16 protein-coding genes and 1 tRNA gene are annotated in these 19,190 nt (G+C 55.6%); 14 read left to right on the forward strand and 3 right to left on the reverse strand.

The features are described from left to right. The first annotated feature begins 89 nt into the window (after positions 1-89). The 3 genes from puuE to AC0L7R_RS01315 are packed head-to-tail and all read left to right on the forward strand — an operon-like array spanning position 90 to position 3,054. On the forward strand, positions 90-1,502 hold the full coding sequence (gene puuE / locus AC0L7R_RS01305) for an allantoinase PuuE (RefSeq protein WP_473660335.1): 1,413 nt from the start codon (positions 90-92) through the stop codon (positions 1,500-1,502). Continuing rightward, positions 1,499-1,993, forward strand: a complete 495-nt coding sequence (locus AC0L7R_RS01310; protein ID WP_473658433.1) for an ureidoglycolate lyase — start codon at positions 1,499-1,501, stop codon at positions 1,991-1,993. The genes puuE and AC0L7R_RS01310 overlap by 4 nt, the downstream gene beginning before the upstream one ends. Positions 1,994-2,028: 35 nt before the next feature. Continuing rightward, a complete protein-coding gene (locus tag AC0L7R_RS01315; RefSeq protein ID WP_473658435.1) occupies positions 2,029-3,054 on the forward strand; it encodes a hypothetical protein in 1,026 nt (341 codons plus the stop codon). Here AC0L7R_RS01315 and AC0L7R_RS01320 read toward each other — a convergent pair. Both AC0L7R_RS01320 and AC0L7R_RS01325 read right to left on the reverse strand, forming a co-directional pair. After that, positions 3,051-3,881: a bifunctional allantoicase/(S)-ureidoglycine aminohydrolase gene (locus AC0L7R_RS01320; protein WP_473658437.1), complete on the reverse strand. Its 831-nt coding sequence runs from the start codon at positions 3,879-3,881 to the stop codon at positions 3,051-3,053. The two genes, AC0L7R_RS01315 and AC0L7R_RS01320, sit on opposite strands and share 4 nt — an antisense overlap. 141 nt (positions 3,882-4,022) lie before the next feature. After that, positions 4,023-4,109: transfer RNA gene (locus tag AC0L7R_RS01325), tRNA-Leu, on the reverse strand. Positions 4,110-4,307: 198 nt separating this feature from the next. Between AC0L7R_RS01325 and AC0L7R_RS01330 the strand changes: the two genes are divergently transcribed. After that, a complete protein-coding gene (locus tag AC0L7R_RS01330) occupies positions 4,308-5,285 on the forward strand; it encodes an NAD-dependent epimerase/dehydratase family protein (RefSeq protein ID WP_473658439.1) in 978 nt (325 codons plus the stop codon). A 54-nt stretch (positions 5,286-5,339) separates the two neighbouring features. Then, on the forward strand, positions 5,340-5,486 hold the full coding sequence (locus tag AC0L7R_RS01335; protein WP_473658440.1) for a hypothetical protein: 147 nt from the start codon (positions 5,340-5,342) through the stop codon (positions 5,484-5,486). Positions 5,487-5,502: 16 nt separating this feature from the next. Here the strand turns inward: AC0L7R_RS01335 and AC0L7R_RS01340 are convergent, their stop codons facing one another. Beyond that, positions 5,503-6,300 (reverse strand): undecaprenyl-diphosphate phosphatase, encoded by a 798-nt coding sequence (locus tag AC0L7R_RS01340; RefSeq protein ID WP_348108043.1) that lies wholly within the window; start codon positions 6,298-6,300, stop codon positions 5,503-5,505. A gap of 214 nt (positions 6,301-6,514) precedes the next feature. Here AC0L7R_RS01340 and AC0L7R_RS01345 point away from each other — a divergent pair, with 214 nt between their 5' ends. The 9 genes from AC0L7R_RS01345 (at position 6,515) to AC0L7R_RS01385 (ending at position 19,184) form a co-directional block, all read left to right on the forward strand. Then, entirely contained in the window at positions 6,515-7,948 is a 1,434-nt protein-coding gene (locus tag AC0L7R_RS01345; RefSeq protein WP_473658442.1) for an FAD-dependent oxidoreductase, read from the forward strand. A 4-nt stretch (positions 7,949-7,952) separates the two neighbouring features. Next, on the forward strand, positions 7,953-8,675 hold the full coding sequence (locus AC0L7R_RS01350; RefSeq protein WP_473658444.1) for a hypothetical protein: 723 nt from the start codon (positions 7,953-7,955) through the stop codon (positions 8,673-8,675). Further along, positions 8,662-13,194 (forward strand): glutamate synthase large subunit, encoded by a 4,533-nt coding sequence (gltB, locus tag AC0L7R_RS01355; protein WP_473658445.1) that lies wholly within the window; start codon positions 8,662-8,664, stop codon positions 13,192-13,194. The genes AC0L7R_RS01350 and gltB overlap by 14 nt, the downstream gene beginning before the upstream one ends. Positions 13,195-13,344: 150 nt before the next feature. Then, the gene (locus AC0L7R_RS01360) at positions 13,345-14,307 is read left to right on the forward strand and encodes a Hint domain-containing protein (protein ID WP_247127910.1); all 963 of its coding nucleotides are present in this window, start codon (positions 13,345-13,347) and stop codon (positions 14,305-14,307) included. 72 nt (positions 14,308-14,379) lie between these two features. Continuing rightward, positions 14,380-15,123 (forward strand): monofunctional biosynthetic peptidoglycan transglycosylase, encoded by a 744-nt coding sequence (gene mtgA / locus AC0L7R_RS01365; RefSeq protein WP_473658446.1) that lies wholly within the window; start codon positions 14,380-14,382, stop codon positions 15,121-15,123. Between the two features lie 64 nt (positions 15,124-15,187). Then, entirely contained in the window at positions 15,188-15,853 is a 666-nt protein-coding gene (gene fzlA / locus AC0L7R_RS01370; protein WP_247127908.1) for an FtsZ-binding protein FzlA, read from the forward strand. Positions 15,854-15,930: 77 nt separating this feature from the next. Next, positions 15,931-16,968, forward strand: a complete 1,038-nt coding sequence (gene queG, locus AC0L7R_RS01375; protein WP_473658448.1) for a tRNA epoxyqueuosine(34) reductase QueG — start codon at positions 15,931-15,933, stop codon at positions 16,966-16,968. A 60-nt stretch (positions 16,969-17,028) separates the two neighbouring features. Then, complete coding sequence (locus tag AC0L7R_RS01380) at positions 17,029-18,189, forward strand: PQQ-dependent sugar dehydrogenase (protein ID WP_473658450.1); 1,161 nt, start codon at positions 17,029-17,031, stop codon at positions 18,187-18,189. Continuing rightward, positions 18,189-19,184, forward strand: a complete 996-nt coding sequence (locus tag AC0L7R_RS01385; RefSeq protein WP_473658452.1) for a phosphatase domain-containing protein — start codon at positions 18,189-18,191, stop codon at positions 19,182-19,184. Before AC0L7R_RS01380 ends, AC0L7R_RS01385 begins: the two co-directional genes overlap by 1 nt. Positions 19,185-19,190 lie beyond the last annotated feature (6 nt).

Below are 19,190 nucleotides of genomic sequence, written 5' to 3' on the forward strand. Positions count from 1 at the left end.
GGACGTGCAAGAGGCAGCTTCATGTTTTATTTGAAAACCAAGCTGATCAGTTTGATTTACAAGGTACCCGCATGATCAAGGAAAACAATGTGAACCGCTACCCCCGTGATATGACTGGTTACGGCGCCGTCCCGCCCGCAGCCAAATGGCCGAATGGGGCCAAGATTGCTGTGCAAATCGTACTGAATTACGAGGAAGGCGGCGAAAACAACATCCTGCACGGTGATCCCGCGTCAGAGGCGTTTTTGTCCGAAATCACAGGGGCGCAACCTTGGCCGGGGATGCGTCACTGGAACATGGAATCCTTGTACGAATACGGATCGCGTGCCGGTTTCTGGCGTGTGCACCGGATGCTGTCGGATTTGCCTGTCACGGTTTACGGTGTCGCTACGGCGCTTGCACGTGCCCCTGAACAGGTCGCGGCGATGCAGTCTTCGGGTTGGGAAATCGCCAGTCACGGTCTGAAATGGATCGAACACAAGGACATGCCAGAGGATGAAGAACGCGCCGCCATCGCTGAATCCATCCGCTTGCATACCGAAGTCACCGGCACTCCGCCGCGCGGCTGGTACACAGGTCGCTGTTCAAACGACACGGTGCGATTGGCCGCCGAAACCGGCAAGTTTGCCTATATCGCGGACAGTTACGCTGACGATCTGCCGTACTGGATGGAATTCGGGGATCAGGATCAGTTGATCGTGCCGTACACGATGGATTGCAACGACATGCGGTTCGGCATTCAGGCAGGTTTCACCACAGGTGATCAGTTTGAAAGCTACCTGAAAGACAGTTTCGACACGCTTTACGCTGAAGGTGCCGCTGGTGCGCCAAAGATGCTGTCGATCGGTTTGCACTGCCGGATCATCGGCCGTCCTGGGCGTGCTGCTGCCCTGCGCCGCGCGATCGCGCATTTCCAGTCGCATGACGGCGTTTGGTTCGCGACGCGTGAACAGATCGCAAATCATTGGGCCGCGACACATCCGCATCAGCGTTTTGCCCGCCCGTCGCAGATGGATCGCGCGACCTTCGTCGCGGAATATGGCGGCATTTTTGAACATAGCCCGTGGATCGCAGAAGGTGCGCATGCGTTGGAACTTGGGCCGACGCATGACACCGCACAGGGCGTGCATTCGGCACTTTGCCGCGTGTTCCGCACAGCATCCGATGATCAACGCCTAGGCGTGTTGCGGGCGCACCCAGATCTGGCAGGGAAGCTGGCAGCGGCGAAAAAGCTCACCGCCGAAAGCACCGCAGAACAGGCAAGCGCGGGCCTTGATGCGTTGACCGACGACGAACGCGAAATGTTCCAAGACCTGAACGCGCGTTACGTTGAAAAACACGGATTCCCGTTCATCATCGCAGTGGGCGACAATACGAAAGCGACCATCACAGCCGCCTTCAACCGACGACTTTTCAATGACACGGCTGATGAATTGCAAGAGGCCTGCCGCCAAGTCGAACGCATCGCGCAATTGCGCCTAATCGCGAAGTTCGGCACATGACCGTCCTGCATTTACAACCGCTGACGGCAGAGGCGTTCGCGCCGTTTGGCGATGTCTTAGAAGTCGCTGGTGACCCTGACAAAATCATCAACCAAGGACTTTGCGGACGGCATCATGACCTTGCCCAGCTCGACTTTGCAGATGGCAAGGCCGGGATCAGCTTGTTTAACGCGCAGGCCCGCAGTTTTCCCATCGCGCTTGATATGATGGAACGTCACCCCGACGGCAGCCAAGCGTTCATGCCGATGACGCACACGCCATTCGTTGTGGTTGTCGCTGCGGACGACAACGGCAAACCGGACCACCCACAGGCGTTTCTGACGCAAGCGGGCCAAGGCGTGAACTACCACCGCAACACATGGCACGGCGTACTGACACCGATCAGCGCACCGGGGCTATTCGCAGTGGTGGATCGGATCGGCGCAGGGCCGAACCTGCAAGAGCATTGGTTTGATACGCCTTTTCGTATTGTCGAAATGGGATCAACTTGAAATTGTGTGCGAAATCAATTTCAGGTGGTTCTCCAATGAGTGTTTTGCGGTTTTTGACGGGCGTTTGTCTGACTGTCCTTTGGTTCAGTCAGGCAATGGCGCAAACTGTGGTTATGTCCGGCGCTGACGATGCCAATTTCACAGCAAGCGTAGATTTATGGCTTGCAGGGGAAGATCCAATCGCGCTGGAAAAGCTGGCGCAACTGTCCAGCGATGGAAACCGTGCCGCGCAGGTTCTGCTTGCCAGTATCGCAGCACGCGGCAGTTTGCATACCCACGTGACGTCTGATCTGACCCGGCAAGACAGGATTGCACTGTTGCGCATAGCGGGTGGTTTGTCGGGCAAATCATGGCTCACCGAAGCGGCAAAGGAAGACGCCTTGGCAGTGGCACTGTTGCAATCGTCGCGGATTGGCGAAAAGGCCGCAGGCGTCGGCGCTCTTTTTGATCTTGGGGAGCCGCAAACTGCGATGTTGGCAGCGCAGGCCATGCTGCTTAACGGAGAGGGGCAAGACCTTATCGATAGCCTCACCGAACGCGAAGCGCGCCTACCACCAGAGGCTGGCCTGCTTGTGAGGTGGGCGTTGTCTAGCATCGCGAGCGGGGCAGGCGGCAATACGGGTTCCGCGAGAATTGCGCAGACACTTACGGGCAACGGGTTATTTTCAATCGTGGATTTTGCGTGGGTTGCAATATCGCCGCGGAAAATTATTGAAGACGCGGGTTTTCGAGACAATGTAATGGATGCGGTCGGTGATGTGCCGTCATGGACGCCTGTCACACAGTTTTGCAATGCCCACTGTCCAAAAACGCAAAGGGCCTGCGCTGCGTTAGGGGTAAGTTTGACGGTACTTGCGGGCCCGTTTCCGATGCGAAGCCCGTTAATGTCTGTTATCCCGAACGAAATGTACTGGGATAGTCCGCGTGCCGAAGGTGACCTAGCGCGGATCACAACGGATCTGGGTAAGCTAGACCAAGACTGGCTAGGCACTGTCGATGCGTGTTATGTCGATGCCATGGTTGCAGCGCAGGCTGATCACGGGGCGGCCAAAGGGCCTTAACGCGTCAGCGGCTTTAGGCCCATGTGCCGGTTCACGTCCTTGTATAGCAGATACCGGAATTTGCCCGGTCCACCTGCATAACATGCTTGCGGGCAGAACGCGCGCAGCCACATGTAATCGCCGGCCTCGACCTCGACCCAATCGGTATTCAGCCGATAAGCGGCTTTGCCTTCCAACACATACAGCCCGTGTTCCATCACGTGAGTTTCCAAGAATGGAATCACAGCACCGGGTTCAAACGTCACGATCGTCACATGCATGTCGTGGCGCAGATCAGTCGGGTCGACAAAGCGGGTCGTACCCCATTTGCCGTCTGTATCCGGCATAATCGTTGGGGCGATATCATTTTCGTTCAAGATCAGCACCTCTGGCATGGGCAATCCGGGGACAGCTTCATAGGCTTTTCTGATCCAATGGAACCGCAAAGTCGTGTCTGATGTGTTGCGCAAACTCCAATCGCTGGCGGGAGGGATAAAGGCGTATCCGCCTTCGGCTAGCTGATGCTTGGCCCCGTTGATTGAAAGGGTGGCGGTACCGTCCACGACAAACAAAACTCCCTCGGCGCTCGCGTCTGTTTCAGGCGTGTCAGAGCCACCATTCGGGGCGACTTCCATGATGTAATGCGAAAATGTCTCGGCGAAGCCAGTCATAGGACGCGCAATAACCCAGAGGCGCGTGTCGTTCCAAAATGGCAGGAAACTGGTCGTGATATCACGCATCGTGCCCTTAGGGATAACAGCGTAAGCGTCTGTAAATACGGCACGATCCGTCAAAAGCTGTGTCTGCGGAGGATGCCCGCCGGATGGAGCGAAATACGTGTTAGACATGTTATCCCTTTACGCGGCTTGAACAGAACGATTATGCGCGACCCTGCCAGTGTGGACCAGCGATAACGCCGCAAAGGACTTTACAGATTGTTTTGATAATACGCGGCCTGCGCCGCCGCATCTTTTCCGAAATAAGGAAAATGGTGCCCAGAAGAGGACTCGAACCTCCACGTCCATACAGACACCAGCACCTGAAGCTGGCGCGTCTACCAATTCCGCCATCTGGGCACGGTTGGTAGCGGTGATCTAGTGACCTGCGCGGTGCCTGTCAACGCGATTCGCACGGGTTTTTGCACGAACACGGCTCTACCATGCGATCCTATCCGCAAAACCCGTTAAAACATGCGAAACCGAACTGTGCCTTTCGTCTTGTCTGCCACGGCTGTCAGGCGTAAACACGGGCGAAATCAATGAAAGGCCAGCCTCATGTCCAAGCTTGTTACCATTTTTGGCGGTTCCGGTTTTGTCGGGCGTTACATCGCATTGCGGTTGGCCAAAGAAGGCTGGCGTGTGCGTGTTGCTGTACGCAATCCTGAACAGGCCGGTTTTGTACGCCCTTACGGTGTGGTTGGTCAGGTCGAACCTGTATTCTGCAACATCCGTGATGACGCAAGCGTCGCGGCTGTGACCCAAGGCGCCGATGCGGTTGTGAACTGCGTAGGTGTGCTGGCCGAGACTGGCAAAAACACCTTTGAAGCCGTCCAAGCGGAAGGTGCCGAACGCGTGGCGCGGATCGCTGCGGGCATGGGCATTGACCGTATGGTGCATATCTCTGCCATTGGTGCGGATGCCGACGCTGACAGCGATTACGCCAAGACCAAAGCGCAAGGCGAAGCAGGCGTTCTTGAACATATGCCAAACGCGATGATCCTGCGTCCGTCGATTGTGTTCGGTGCAGAAGACGAATTCTTTAACCGGTTCGCAGGTATGTCCCGTTTTGGGCCGATCCTGCCTGTCGTCGGTGCGGACACGAAATTCCAGCCTGTCCATGTGGACGATGTAGCTGCTGCCGCTGTCAAAGGCGTGAATGGCGAAGCGTCCGGCGTGTTCGAACTTGGCGGGCCAGAGGTGAAAACCTTCCGCGAACTGATGCAAGACATGCTTGCTGTCGTGCGCCGCCGTCGTTTGATCCTGAACGTGCCGTTCTTTGTGGCAAAGATCATGGCATCGGTCTTTGGCATTGGGCAGTTTCTGACAGCCGGAATCGTCAAGGCACCGATCACGAAAGATCAGGTTATCAATCTGGCCGTTGATAATGTCGTGTCTGGTGATGCGCGGGGCTTTGATGCGTTGGGGATCCGTCCTGCAACGATGGCGACGATCCTGCCAGATTATTTGTGGCGGTTCCGCCCGTCCGGTCAGTACGACGCTATCAAGGAATCTGCGAAAAACTTGCGGACCTAAAGGCTTGCGCGGCAGGGTAGTCTCACACCAGACACCCCAACGCGCAGGCCTTTCATGACACCAACCCGTATTACCGCCGCGACCCCAATTCAGTTTCGCGGGCCATTGCCTGTTTCTGTCGACGTCGTGATTATCGGTGGCGGTGCTGTTGGTGTTTTTGCGGCTCTGTATTTGGCCGCTTTATCGACGTTTCAAAGCTGAATATTGGGCCAGGGCTTTAGCTGTAGGCGATAAAAAGCAGAACCACGCCAAGGATGATCCGGTAAATGACATAGGGTGTGTAGCTGACCGATTGCAGCAGCTTCATCATCAAGAAAAGTGCGGCGAGTGCGGCGATACAGGACATGGCCGCGACGATGGCGATATCGCCCATCACGCCGGGCGTTCCGATGACATCGAGGCTCAACAGTGCCGCCGAGGCGATGATCGTCGGGATCGACATCAGCATCGCCAGCCGCGCCGCGTCGCGCCGATTATAACCCAGTTGCCGCGCGCCTGTAATGGTGATGCCTGACCGCGACGTGCCGGGGATCAATGCGATGCACTGCCACAGCCCCATGATAAACGCATGCTTTAATGTCCATTCTTCGGCGCTGCGTGTCTCTGCGCCCTTTTGGTCGGCCCAATACAGAACGATACCAAAGATCAGCATCGACCAACCGATCACAGTGATCCCTCGCATCGCGTCAGCCAAACCAGTAACTTTCAAAATCAAGCCGACGGCAATGACAGGAATGGTTCCGATTAACAGGCAAAGGGCCAAAAAGGCACCTTTGGTGTCGATCTTCCCGCGCAGCAGTCGCAACGTACCAAACAGGGCCAGCTTCACGTCCGACCAAAAGTAGATGATGACCGCAATCAGGGTGCCAACATGGGCCGCGACGTCGATGACCTGACCTTGATCATCAAGACCAGTCAGGGACGGAAGAAGAATCAGGTGGCCCGATGAGCTGACAGGTAGAAACTCTGTCAGGCCTTGAATAAGGGCAACGAGGATAAGATTGAACAGCGGCATGTACGATCCTTGATTCGGTTTCGCGCACCATAGACCCCTTTAAAATCGGGGAAAGTGTCGAATTAGGGTTCGATCCGGACCTAAAAAATCGACTAGACCCGAAAATTATTATCGCTTTGATGTCAAAATCCGATTAATAGGTCAACAGTGCTGACTTTTCATTTCTGACGCTCCCGCATAAAAGGGCGCTCTAGCCCTTTGACAGGAGGATGCCATGGCCGGCCAGAAGATGCTCAAGTTCGTAAACGTCGAACGCGATATGCCAGAAAAACGCGTACCTAATTTGCGCAACACGGATTTTCAGGAAATCTACGCTGAATTTGCGACGGCCAAAGCCGAAGAGCAAGCAAGTCGCTGTTCCCAGTGTGGCGTCCCTTATTGTCAGTCGCATTGTCCGCTGCACAACAACATTCCGGATTGGCTACGTCTGACTGCTGAGGGTCGCTTGCGCGAAGCCTATGAAGTATCCCAAGCCACAAACACTTTCCCGGAAATCTGTGGTCGCATCTGCCCGCAGGACCGTCTGTGCGAAGGCAATTGCGTAATCGAACAATCTGGCCATGGCACTGTCACCATTGGCGCGGTTGAAAAATACATCACAGACACCGCATTCGAAGAAGGTTGGGTCGCCCCGATCCGTCCGCATATGGAACGCACCGAAAGCGTTGGCATCATCGGCGCGGGTCCGGGTGGTCTTGCTGCCGCTGACATGCTGCGCCGTGAAGGCGTGCAGGTCACCGTTTATGATCGTTACGATCGCGGGGGCGGTCTGCTGACTTACGGTATTCCAGGCTTTAAGTTGGAAAAAGACGTTGTGATGAAACGCATGGCGCAGCTCGAAGATGGCGGCGTTGAATTCGTACTGAACTGCAATGTTGGCGAAGACATCTCATTCGACGCGATCCGCGGCAAGCACGACGCGGTCTTGATTGCGACGGGTGTTTACAAAACACGCGACCTAGAAGCGCCGGGTTCTGATGCGGACGGCATTGCCGACGCGATTGATTATCTGACTGCCAGCAACCGCAAATCATTCGGCGATGTTGTCGAAGAATTCGAAAGCGGTGAGTTGAACGCCGAAGGCAAACGCGTTGTCGTCATCGGCGGCGGCGATACCGCGATGGACTGTGTACGCACAGCTATCCGTCAGGGCGCAACATCCGTGAAATGCCTGTACCGTCGTGACAAAGCGAACATGCCCGGATCACAACGCGAAGTGCAAAACGCCGAAGAAGAAGGCGTCGAATTCGTCTGGCTGTCTGCCCCGAACGGCTTCGAAGGTAACACAGTCACAGGCGTGAACGTCCAGAAAATGCGTCTTGGTCAGCCCGATGCGACGGGTCGTCAGGTGCCTGAGCTGATCGAAGGTGCTGATTACGTCGAAGAAGCTGATCTTGTGATCAAGGCGTTGGGTTTCACACCCGAAGACATTCCCGCGCTGTGGGGCGTTGAAGGTCTGGAAGTCACGCGTTGGGGTACGATCAAGGCGCAATTCGAAACGGGCCAAACCAGCCTTGATGGCGTGTTTGCCGCAGGTGACATCGTGCGCGGTGCGTCGCTTGTTGTCTGGGCGATCCGTGACGGACGTGACGCGTCAGCCGCAATCCTACAGTATCTATCCCAAGCCACATCAGTCGCAGCGGAGTAAACTTATGAAGAAGACACTGACTTGCTTTTTGATCAGCGCAGCGGTTCCTGCTGTCGCCCAAACTGCCGAAGTATTTGAATTGCCAGCGGGCTGCGATGCCTACCTGACAATCCAGACCGAAGCCTGTTCTGTCGACCATATCTTTACCTGTGAAGGTGACGCCGAAGGCCACCAGCGCCGGATCAGCATTGGCGAAAACGGCGTCACATACGCCGGTGAGATTGATGAAGAAACGCAGTGGGTTGAAAGTTTCCACGTCGGGTCCGGTCATGTTGAACGGCTCGAGGCGGAACCGCGTGATCGCGCGTCTTTCTCTGAACTGGTTGAGATGGGCATCGACACCTACGACTTTATGACCGAATCCGAAGAAGTCGGGAAAACACGCTATGTGGGTCAGGATTCGTTGACGGGAGAACAGATCACCATCGACGGCGTTGTGCTTGATCAGACGCAATACAACATCACCGCTTATGATGAAGCAGGTGATGTGAAATGGGCGTCTGAAGGGAATGAATATATTTCCCTGCGCTTCAACATGTTCCTTGCCGGATCCAGCAAAGTCACGACTGAAAACGGCACCTTTGATAACGACGACAATCCGGTTGAATTCATCTTCCCAGGTGAGCCCGGCTTTTTGTCAGCTAACCCAAAACACGGCTGCGGTGAGACTTTGTCGTCTGCCCCATCCCTGATCCAACGCTTGGAGTCCCTCAATGACAAACTTTGATGAAAACTGGGTCGCCGCCGAAGAGGCAAAGCGCCAATGGATGAACGACAACGGCCTGTACCGTGAAGAAGAAGAACATTCTTCGTGTGGTGTTGGTCTTGTTGTAGCGATCGACGGTGAAGCGTCGCGTGGCGTTGTGCAAAAGGGCATCGATGCGCTAAAAGCGATCTGGCACCGTGGTGCTGTTGATGCGGACGGTAAAACTGGCGATGGCGCTGGTATCCACGTCCAAATTCCCGTGCAATTCTTCTACGATCAAGTACGCCGCACAGGTCACGAACCGGATCAGGATAAGCTGATCGCGGTTGGTCAGGTGTTCCTGCCGCGTACCGATTTCGGCGCACAAGAACGCTGCCGGACCATTGTTGAGGCCGAAGTGCTGCGCATGGGCCACTACATCTATGGCTGGCGCCATGTGCCTGTGAACGTGAAATGCTTGGGCGATAAGGCCAACGCGACACGTCCGGAAATCGAACAAATCCTGATTCGCAATGAGAAGGACATCGACGAGGAACAGTTCGAACGCGAACTGTATATCATCCGTCGTCGTATCGAAAAAGCGGTGACAGGTGCAGGCGTTGCAGGCTTCTATTTCTGCTCTTTGTCTTGCCGTTCGATCATCTACAAAGGCATGATGCTGGCCGAACAGGTTGCCGATTTCTATCCTGACCTGCTCGAGGATCGTTTTGAATCTGCGTTCGCGATCTACCACCAGCGTTATTCCACAAACACATTCCCACAGTGGTCATTGGCTCAGCCGTTCCGCATGTTGGCGCACAACGGCGAGATCAACACGCTAAAGGGCAACGTCAACTGGATGCGGTCCCACGAAATTCGCATGGCGTCCGGCGCATTTGGTGAAATGGCGGAAGACATTAAGCCGATCATCCCGTCAGGCACATCTGACTCAGCCGCGCTCGATTCCGTGTTCGAAGTTCTGGTGCGCGCAGGTCGCGACGCACCTATGGCCAAGACAATGTTGGTACCCGAAGCATGGGCGCATCAAGCCGTGGATATTCCGAAGGCTTGGCAGGACATGTACGGCTATTGCAACGCTGTGATGGAACCATGGGATGGTCCTGCGGCCCTTGCGATGACCGACGGTCGTTGGGTTTGTGGTGGTCTGGACCGGAACGGTCTGCGTCCACTGCGTTATGTCGTGACTGGCGACGGCCTGCTGATCGCGGGTTCCGAAGTGGGCATGGTCACCATCGACGAATCCACAGTCGTTGAAAAAGGCGCGCTTGGTCCGGGGCAGATGATTGCCGTGGATATGAAAGAGGGCAAACTGTTCCACGACACCGAAATGAAAGACACGCTGGCCGCAGCGCAGCCATTTGGTGATTGGGTGAGCAAGGTTAACAACCTTTCACTGTCGATGCGCGACCTGCCAGAAACATCTGTTTTCGCGGGCGAAGAGCTGCGCAAACGTCAGGTGGCTGCTGGCTATTCCATCGAAGAGCTGGAAAATGTGTTGGCCCCGATGGCCGAAGACGGCAAGGAAATGATCGCGTCCATGGGCGACGACACACCTTCTGCGGTTCTGTCCAAGAAATACCGTCCGCTGTCCCATTTCTTCCGCCAGAACTTTTCTCAGGTGACAAACCCGCCAATCGATTCACTACGTGAAAGCCGCGTGATGTCGTTGAAAACACGGTTTGGTAACCTCAAGAACGTTCTGTCCGAAGACAGCAGCCAAACCGAAATCGTCATGCTCGAAAGCCCGTTTGTGGCGAACGCAGAATTTGACAAAATGGTTGCGCATTTTGGGGACAACGTCGCGTTCATCGACTGTACGTTTGAAACAGGCCGCGACGCGTTGCGCGCGGGGCTGCAACGCATTCGTGCCGAAGCGGAAGATGCCGTGCGTTCAGGCGCTGGTCACCTTGTTTTGACTGACCAACACCAGTCCGAAACACGCGTACCGATGCCGATGATCCTCGCGACATCTGCTGTGCATTCCGGCCTGACCAAGAACGGTCTGCGGACATTCTGTTCCATCAACGTGCGCTCTGCCGAATGTATCGATCCGCATTACTTTGCGGTTCTGATCGGCTGTGGTGCGACAACTGTGAACGCTTATCTGGCACAGGATTCGATTGCTGATCGTATCGGACGTGGCCTGATCGAAGGGTCCTTGATTGATGCTGTGCGCCGTTACCGCGCAGCCGTTGACGCGGGTCTGCTGAAGATCATGTCGAAGATGGGTATTTCGGTACTGTCGTCTTACCGCGGTGGTCTAAATTTCGAAGCCGTCGGTCTGGGTCGCGCGATGTGCGCCGAATATTTCCCTGGCATGCAGTCACGGATTTCCGGCATCGGGACCATCGGTATCCAAGCCAAGGTCGAAGAAGTTCACGCAAAAGGCTGGAAAGCGGCGAACGACGTGCTGCCAATCGGTGGGTTCTACAAATCCCGTCGGTCCGGAGAAAAACACGCGTGGGAAGCGCAGACAATGCACATGCTGCAAGCCGCTTGTAACAAAGCGTCCTACGCGATGTGGCAGCAGTTCTCGAAGTCCATGCAATCGAACCCGCCGATCCATTTGCGCGACTTGCTTGCGATCAAAACAATGGGCGACGCGATCCCGATTGAAGAAGTCGAAAGCATCACGTCGATCCGCAAACGGTTCGTGACACCGGGCATGTCTTTGGGTGCTTTGTCACCAGAGGCGCACAAGACCCTGAACGTTGCGATGAACCGGATTGGTGCGAAATCCGATTCTGGTGAAGGCGGCGAAGATCCGGCGCATTTCCATCCGGAACCAAATGGTGACAACCCGTCTGCGAAGATCAAACAGGTCGCGTCTGGCCGGTTTGGTGTGACAGCAGAATATCTGAACCAATGTGAAGAGCTTGAAATCAAGGTCGCCCAAGGTGCGAAACCGGGTGAGGGTGGTCAGCTGCCGGGGATGAAAGTCACTGATCTGATCGCGCGTCTGCGCCATTCGACCAAAGGCGTGACGCTGATTTCACCGCCGCCGCACCACGATATCTATTCGATCGAGGACCTTGCGCAGCTGATCTACGATCTCAAGCAGATCAACCCGCGCTGTAAGGTGACGGTTAAACTGGTGGCGTCGTCTGGCGTTGGGACTATTGCTGCTGGTGTTGCAAAGGCCAAGGCCGACGTGATCCTGATTTCAGGTCACAACGGTGGTACTGGTGCGTCCCCTGCGACATCCATCAAATACGCGGGTTTGCCGTGGGAAATGGGTCTGACCGAAGCACACCAAGTGCTCGCGATGAACAACCTGCGTGAACGTGTGACTTTGCGGACTGATGGTGGCCTGCGCACAGGTCGTGACATCGTCATGGCCGCGATGATGGGTGCCGAAGAATACGGTATCGGCACTGCCGCATTGATCGCGATGGGCTGCATCATGGTCCGTCAGTGTCAGTCCAACACATGTCCGGTAGGCGTGTGTACACAGGACGAAGCACTGCGCGAAAAGTTCACAGGTAACGCCGATAAGGTCGTGAACTTGATCACATTCTACGCCACCGAAGTCCGCGAAATCCTCGCGTCTATTGGTGCACGTAGCCTTGATGAAGTGATCGGTCGTGCTGATCTGCTGACGCAGGTATCACGTGGCTCTGCTCATCTTGATGACCTTGATCTGAACCCGCTTCTGATCACTGTCGATGGCGCTGGCGAGATCAAATATGACCGCAACAAACCACGCAACGCGGTGACCGATACGCTTGACGCGCAAATCGTAAAGGACGCGGCACGCTTTTTGAACGACGGCGAAAAGATGCAGCTTGATTACGCAGTGCAAAACACACTGCGGACCATCGGGACACGTACATCCAGCCACATCGTCAAACAGTTCGGGATGCGCAACAACCTGCAACCTGACCATCTGACCGTGAAACTGCGCGGTTCTGCGGGCCAGTCGCTTGGTGCTTTTGGTGCGCCGGGTCTAAAGCTGGAAGTGTCCGGCGATGCCAACGACTACGTGGGTAAAGGTCTGTCTGGCGCGACCATCGTTGTACGTCCGCCAATGGCGTCCCCACTGGTGGCTGCAAATAACACGATCATCGGGAACACTGTGCTTTATGGTGCGACTGCGGGTTATCTGTTTGCGGCTGGCCGCGCAGGTGAACGTTTTGCCGTACGGAACTCCGGTGCGCAGGTCGTGATCGAAGGCTGCGGCACAAACGGTTGTGAATATATGACTGGCGGTGTGTCCGTAATCCTTGGGTCGATTGGTGCCAACTTCGGTGCTGGTATGACAGGCGGGATGGCGTACATCTATGATCCTGAGGGTGCCGCAGGCGACCTGATCAACATGGAAACGCTGGTGACATGCCCAGTGACTGTTCCGGCTTGGGAAGATCAGCTTCTAGGGCTGATCAAGCGCCACTTGGCTGAAACAGACAGTCGCAAAGCTGCTGAAATTCTGCAGAATTGGGATACTGAAAAAGCCAACTTCGTGCAGGTTTGCCCGAAAGAAATGCTGGTGCACCTCAAGCATCCGCTGACGACTGAAGAACAGGCAATTCCAGCGGAATAAGATCGAGGGGACAGCCGCAGGGCTGTCCCCTTTGCTTTTCAAGTCGCGTTGCACGTGTGCAACATTGCTGTGTGCCCGCTTCACGTCACCTTTTAGACAAAATCGAATAATAGTCTGTCTATACATGAGTTAGTGTATTGGACTTTTGACGTGGCTGATTTCACTCTAACCGCCCAAAATGTGAACGGAGATCCGTTTACGGATGGCAGCAATATCAACATCGTCGCGAATTCGACGACCCAATTGATATTTCAGGACGTCGATAACCAACTTGGTGGGCCGACCGGCGGCGAAACAGTGTCGATCGATGGTGGCGTTACCTTTTTGACCTATACATTCTTAGGTTATGGCGATGTGCGGGCGGATTCATCCCAAGACGCTGCTTTTGTCAGGGTGAATTTGGCGGATGGCTCAACGCAAACATTTGCGGTTGATATGAACGCCGATGGTGACGGCCTACCAAACCTAAGCAATGGTAACACAAAGCTGGCGACGACCGATCTGGATACGGATCGCGTGTCCAATTTTCCTGTCCCGCCCTGTTTCGTGTCAGGGTCATTGATCAGGACGGACAAAGGTTACCGGAAAGTCGAAGACTTGGTCGCAGGTGATCTGGTTTGGACGCGTGACCACGGATTTCAGCCTATCGTTTGGCACGGGCGGCGCAGCGTTTGGGGTGGCGGAGATTTCGCTCCGATCCGGTTCGCCCCTGGTGCATTTGGCAACGATACCGCACTGTTGGTGTCACCGCAGCACCGCATGCTCGTCACCGGTTGGATTCCTGAATTCTATTTCGGAGAGAAAGAAGTGCTTGTCGCCGCAAAGGATCTTGTCGATGGCGATCTGATCACATCCGAACCGGTTCAGACCGTGACGTACCATCACATTCTGTTTGCCCAGCACGAAGTTATTCAGGCTAACGGGACCTGGTCCGAAAGCTTTTATCCCGGAGACTACATTCTCGGGGCGATGCCGGGCGTTTCCGCAGAACTCTTTGCCCTGTTTCCCGAACTGAAGGATGACGGTGTGGATCACGGGCTTTGCATGGCTCGTCCGAACCTGTCAGGTCGTGAAGCAATTGTCCTACAATCCGAAGCTGTGTTTGCCGCTTGATCGGTGTGGCGACACGTGCGATCGCGTGCGACCATGCTTGACCAGATGCCCGTGCCTATGACTTAAGGCGTTATGGCCAAATCAACCCGTAAAACCAAAGCAAAGCCGCGCAAGCCTGCGAAAAAGGCGATGCCGGGGACGTCGCTGATCCAAAGGATGCGGCGCTGGTTTTGGCGGGTCGTACTTGGCGCCATCGCTGTCGTCGTAGGGCTGACAGTGCTCTACGCCGTCGTGAACCCACCAACGACGCCCTATATGTTTCAAGAAGGTCGCCGTGTCGGGGATGTGGCATACGACTTTGTTCCACTCGAAAACATTGCACCTGTGATGGCCCGCTCTGCGGTGGCGGCAGAGGACGCGAATTTCTGCCTGCACTGGGGGCTGGATGTGAACGCAATTCGCGACCGGATTGAACGGGGCGGCACAGGCGGGGCCTCCACGATTTCGCAGCAGGTCGTCAAAAATGTCTACCTGTGGCATGGCCGATCTTGGGTGCGCAAAGCGACGGAAGCATTGTGGACACCTCTGACGGAACTGATCTGGACAAAGCACAGGGTGCTCGAACTCTACCTGAACGTTGCTGAATTCGATGAAGGCGTGTTTGGGGTGCAGGCCGCAGCGCGTCATTATTTTGGCGTCAATGCGTCCGACCTATCGGCGGTACAAGCGGCACGACTTGCTGCAATCCTGCCGTCTCCAAAAACGCGATCTGCATCGAACCCGTCCAATGCGACCCGCAGGCGTGCGGCATCAATTCTGGACGGTGCAGCAACGATCCGTGTCGACGGGCGGGCCGCTTGTTTCAACGGCGAATAGAGACGCCCATTGAAACAGGACGCCGGTTGCGGCATTGAAGACAAGCACCACAAGAGGGACCCCAATGAATCGTTTGTACCATTACCCGCTGTCACCTTTTTCTCGCAAAGTGCGCCTGAGCCTTGCTGAGAAGAAAATTGAAGTGGAACTGGTCGAAGAACGGTACTGGGAACAGGACAGCGATTTCCTGCGGCGCAATCCTGCGGGCAAAGTGCCGATCTTGAAGCTGGGCAACCGGACGATGGCCGATAGTGCCGCGATCTGCGAATATTTGGAAGAAGCGCATCCGACGCCTGCTTTGCTGCCAAAAGGGGCCGAAGCACGTTACGAAGTCCGCCGTCTGGTCGCGTGGTTTGACGACAAGTTTTACAAAGAAGTGACGTCGATGCTGGTCGGCGAACGCGTGTTCCGCAAGGTGATGGGGACAGGATATCCCGACAGCGCGAACGTGAAATCAGGTGCGAAGGCGATCCGGTATCATCTGGATTACATGACGCATTTGCTGGACCAACGTCGGTGGTTGGCAGGCAATGAAATGTCTTTGGCGGATTTCGCAGCTGCGGCGCAACTGTCCTGTTTGGATTATATCTCTGACGTGGATTGGAACCGGTCCGAGATCGTCAAAGACTGGTACGCAAAGATCAAATCACGGCCTGCCTTCCGGACGTTGCTGGCCGATCAGGTGCCGGGTTTCCCACAACCGCGCCACTATGCGGACCTTGATTTTTAAACGCGGGACGATTTTTCGCGATAAATCGGTTGGGGGCCAGCCCCCAAACCCCTGAGATATTTAGGACCAAAAGAAATATGGGCCTGCGTGATGATCTTGTCGCTTTCGCCACGGACGCAGGTTTTGCGAAGGTTGGCATTTGTCGGCCTGACGCGGCACCTGAAACTGCGGACAGATTAGCTGCTTTCGTTGATGCCGACATGCATGGTCAAATGGCTTGGATGGCAGAACGGATGCATTGGCGGGGTAATGCCGCAGCCCTTTGGCCTGCTGCCAAATCGGTGATCATGCTCGCCGAGGTTTATACGCCTGATCATGATCCGTTGGCTGTTTTGGAGCAACCGGATTGCGCGGCGATTTCCGTCTATGCCCAAGGCCGCGATTATCATGACGTTGTCAAAAAGCGTCTCAAGCGGGTTGGGCGCTGGTTGATCGAACAGGACCCGAGCGCGGAAATAAAAGTATTTGTTGATACGGCTCCGGTTATGGAAAAACCGTTGGCACAGGCCGCCGGATTGGGCTGGCAGGGCAAGCATACCAATTTGTTGGGGCGTGATCTGGGGTCGTGGTTCTTTTTGGGCGCAATTTTCACGACGCTTGATTTTGAACCGGACGCGCCAGAGCAAAGCCATTGCGGCAATTGCACCGCGTGTCTGGATATCTGCCCGACCAATGCTTTTCCCGCGCCTTATCGACTGGATGCCCGACGGTGTATTTCGTATCTGACGATTGAACATAAGGGTCCTGTTGATCTCGAATTGCGGGGGTTGATGGGCAACCGGATTTACGGTTGCGACGATTGCTTGGCGGTTTGTCCGTGGAACAAGTTTGCCCAAGACGGGCGCGATGCGAAATATGATCCGCGTGCTAACAACCTTGCCCCGCCTTTGGCTGTACTTGCCGCACTTGATGATGCGGATTTTCGCGCAAGGTTTTCGGGGTCTCCGATCAAACGAATTGGGCGGGACCGATTTGTGCGTAATGTTCTGTATGCAATCGGAAATTCCGGCGATCCAACGCTCGTTGATGCGGCGAAGCCATTGGTCAATGATACCGATCCAGCCGTTGCTGATGCTGCCCGTTGGGCCATTGATTGCCTGACCACGGGAACTTGAATTGGCTTTGGGCAGTTGCACCTTACGCTGTGCATTAGCCCCGAGAAAAGGATTGCGACCATGCGTTTGACCCTGCTGTTATTTGTACTTCCCACGCTGGCCATTGGTCAGGTTGAACAGGGCGCGCCTAATGCCGGTTTCGACCCTGCATTCCCTGAACAGACCCGCGCCCCTGCGTTGGAAGCAACCCCCGTTACCACGACGATTTTCGCGGATGGTCTGCAGCGCCCTTGGGGGATCGTCGCATTGCCTGATGGCGGCTTTGTGGTGACTGAACGGCCTGGCAGAATGCGATTGATCGATGCGGACGGTGTGTTGTCTGATCCGATAACCGGTCTGCCCGATGTCTGGGATCAAGGACAGGGCGGTTTGCTGGATGTTGCCGCGTCCCCCAATTTTGCGACGGACCGTACGTTGTTCTGGACCTACGCAAAGCCGGTCGATGGTGGTGCTGTCACCGCCGCTGCGCGCGGCATAATTGGGGACGACAACACGTTAACAGACGTCCGCGACATCTTTGTGCAGTCGAACCCGACATCGAAGGGCCAGCATTTCGGCAGTCGCGTGATTCCGATGTCTGACGGTACCGTTTGGATCACAACCGGCGATCGCGGCGCCGGTGATGATGGCACATTGGTGCAAGATATCACAACGACGCACGGCAAGGTCATTCGCGTCACAGACACAGGCGGCGTGCCGACGTCGAACCCTTTTGTGAACCAGCTTGGCGATGACGCCGTTTGGTCCTACGGGCACCGCAATATGCAGGGTGCAACGATTGGGCCAGATGGTGCGCTTTACACCATTGAACACGGTCCGCGCGGTGGGGATGAGTTGAACAAACCGGTGGCCGGTGGCAATTACGGCTGGCCGCTTGTATCCTACGGGATCAATTACCGTGGCAGCGACGTCGGTGAAGGGGTGGCGGTGCAAGACGGCACAGAACAGCCGGTTTACTACTGGGATCCGGTGATCGCGCCAGGTGGTATGTCGTTTTACGACGGTCCTTATTCGGATTGGCAGGATGATCTTCTGATCGGATCGCTGAACCCCGGTGCGCTTGTGCGTCTGAAGATGACAGACGGGTTGGTCACGGGGGAAGAACGGCTTTTGACCGACGTGGGCCGCGTCCGCGATGTAGAGGTCACCGCAGACGGTCGCGTCTTTGTACTGATCGACGACACGGACGGTGCGGTGCTTGAAGTTGTGGTGGGGGAATAATGCTAAAACTCCGTCTTGCCCGTATCGCCAGCGCGATTGAACGCCGCCTCGACCCGCTTATTCAGCGGCGACACGTGGCATCGGTGATCGCGCCTTATATCGGTTACGCGACGCCCGAACACCTTGTCGTGCGCGGGCGTGTGCTCGGCAACGCGCAGAAAACGGTAGCCCATGCTAATCAAAGTAAATGGCGGAATTTACGTCAGATGGTGGCTCTATTCCTGACCGATGAGGTCGCCGATGTGACTGTGACCTGCGGTGACTACACGGCAGTGACGGACGAGGAAGGGTATTTTACCATTCTCGTGCCACGCGGTGACCAAACAGGTTGGACCGATCAGGTGATTTCGGCAGGCGACGTGACTGCTGTTTGCCCTGTGTTCGTTCCACACCCTGATGCGGATTTCGGCGTGATCTCTGATATTGATGATACAATGATGGAAACGGGCGCCTATTCGTTGTGGCGCAACTTGTGGACGTCTTTGACGGGTAATGCCTTGACGCGGAAGGTCTTTCCTGACGCGGTTACGTTGATGACGCAGTTGCACCAGAATGGGCGCAATCCCGTCTTTTTCATCAGTTCGTCACCTTGGAATATGCACGGTTTCCTTGATCAGATTTTCGCACGCACTGGATTGCCCAAAGCGCCCAAGTTCTTGCGCGATTACGGGATATCGGAAACGCAATTCATCACAGGCACTCATGGGGACCATAAGGGAAGCGCGATTGATCGTGTCCTTGCTGCAAATCCTGATTTGGCGTTCTATCTGATCGGTGACACGGGCCAGCACGATGCGCATGTGTATCGCGACGCCGTTCAGCGACACCCCGGTCGGATCAAGCAGGTAATCTTGCGCGCACCCGGCGATGGGGCCGATGCAGATGACATGTCTTATGTTGATGCGATCCGCGCGCTGGGCGTGCCGGTGGACGTCGCGCCAGATTATATCGATACAATTGCGGCCTTGCACCCAGATGAACCAAGCCTAGTGTGACCCCGA

The organism is Yoonia sp. D2-7 (assembly GCF_055809435.1).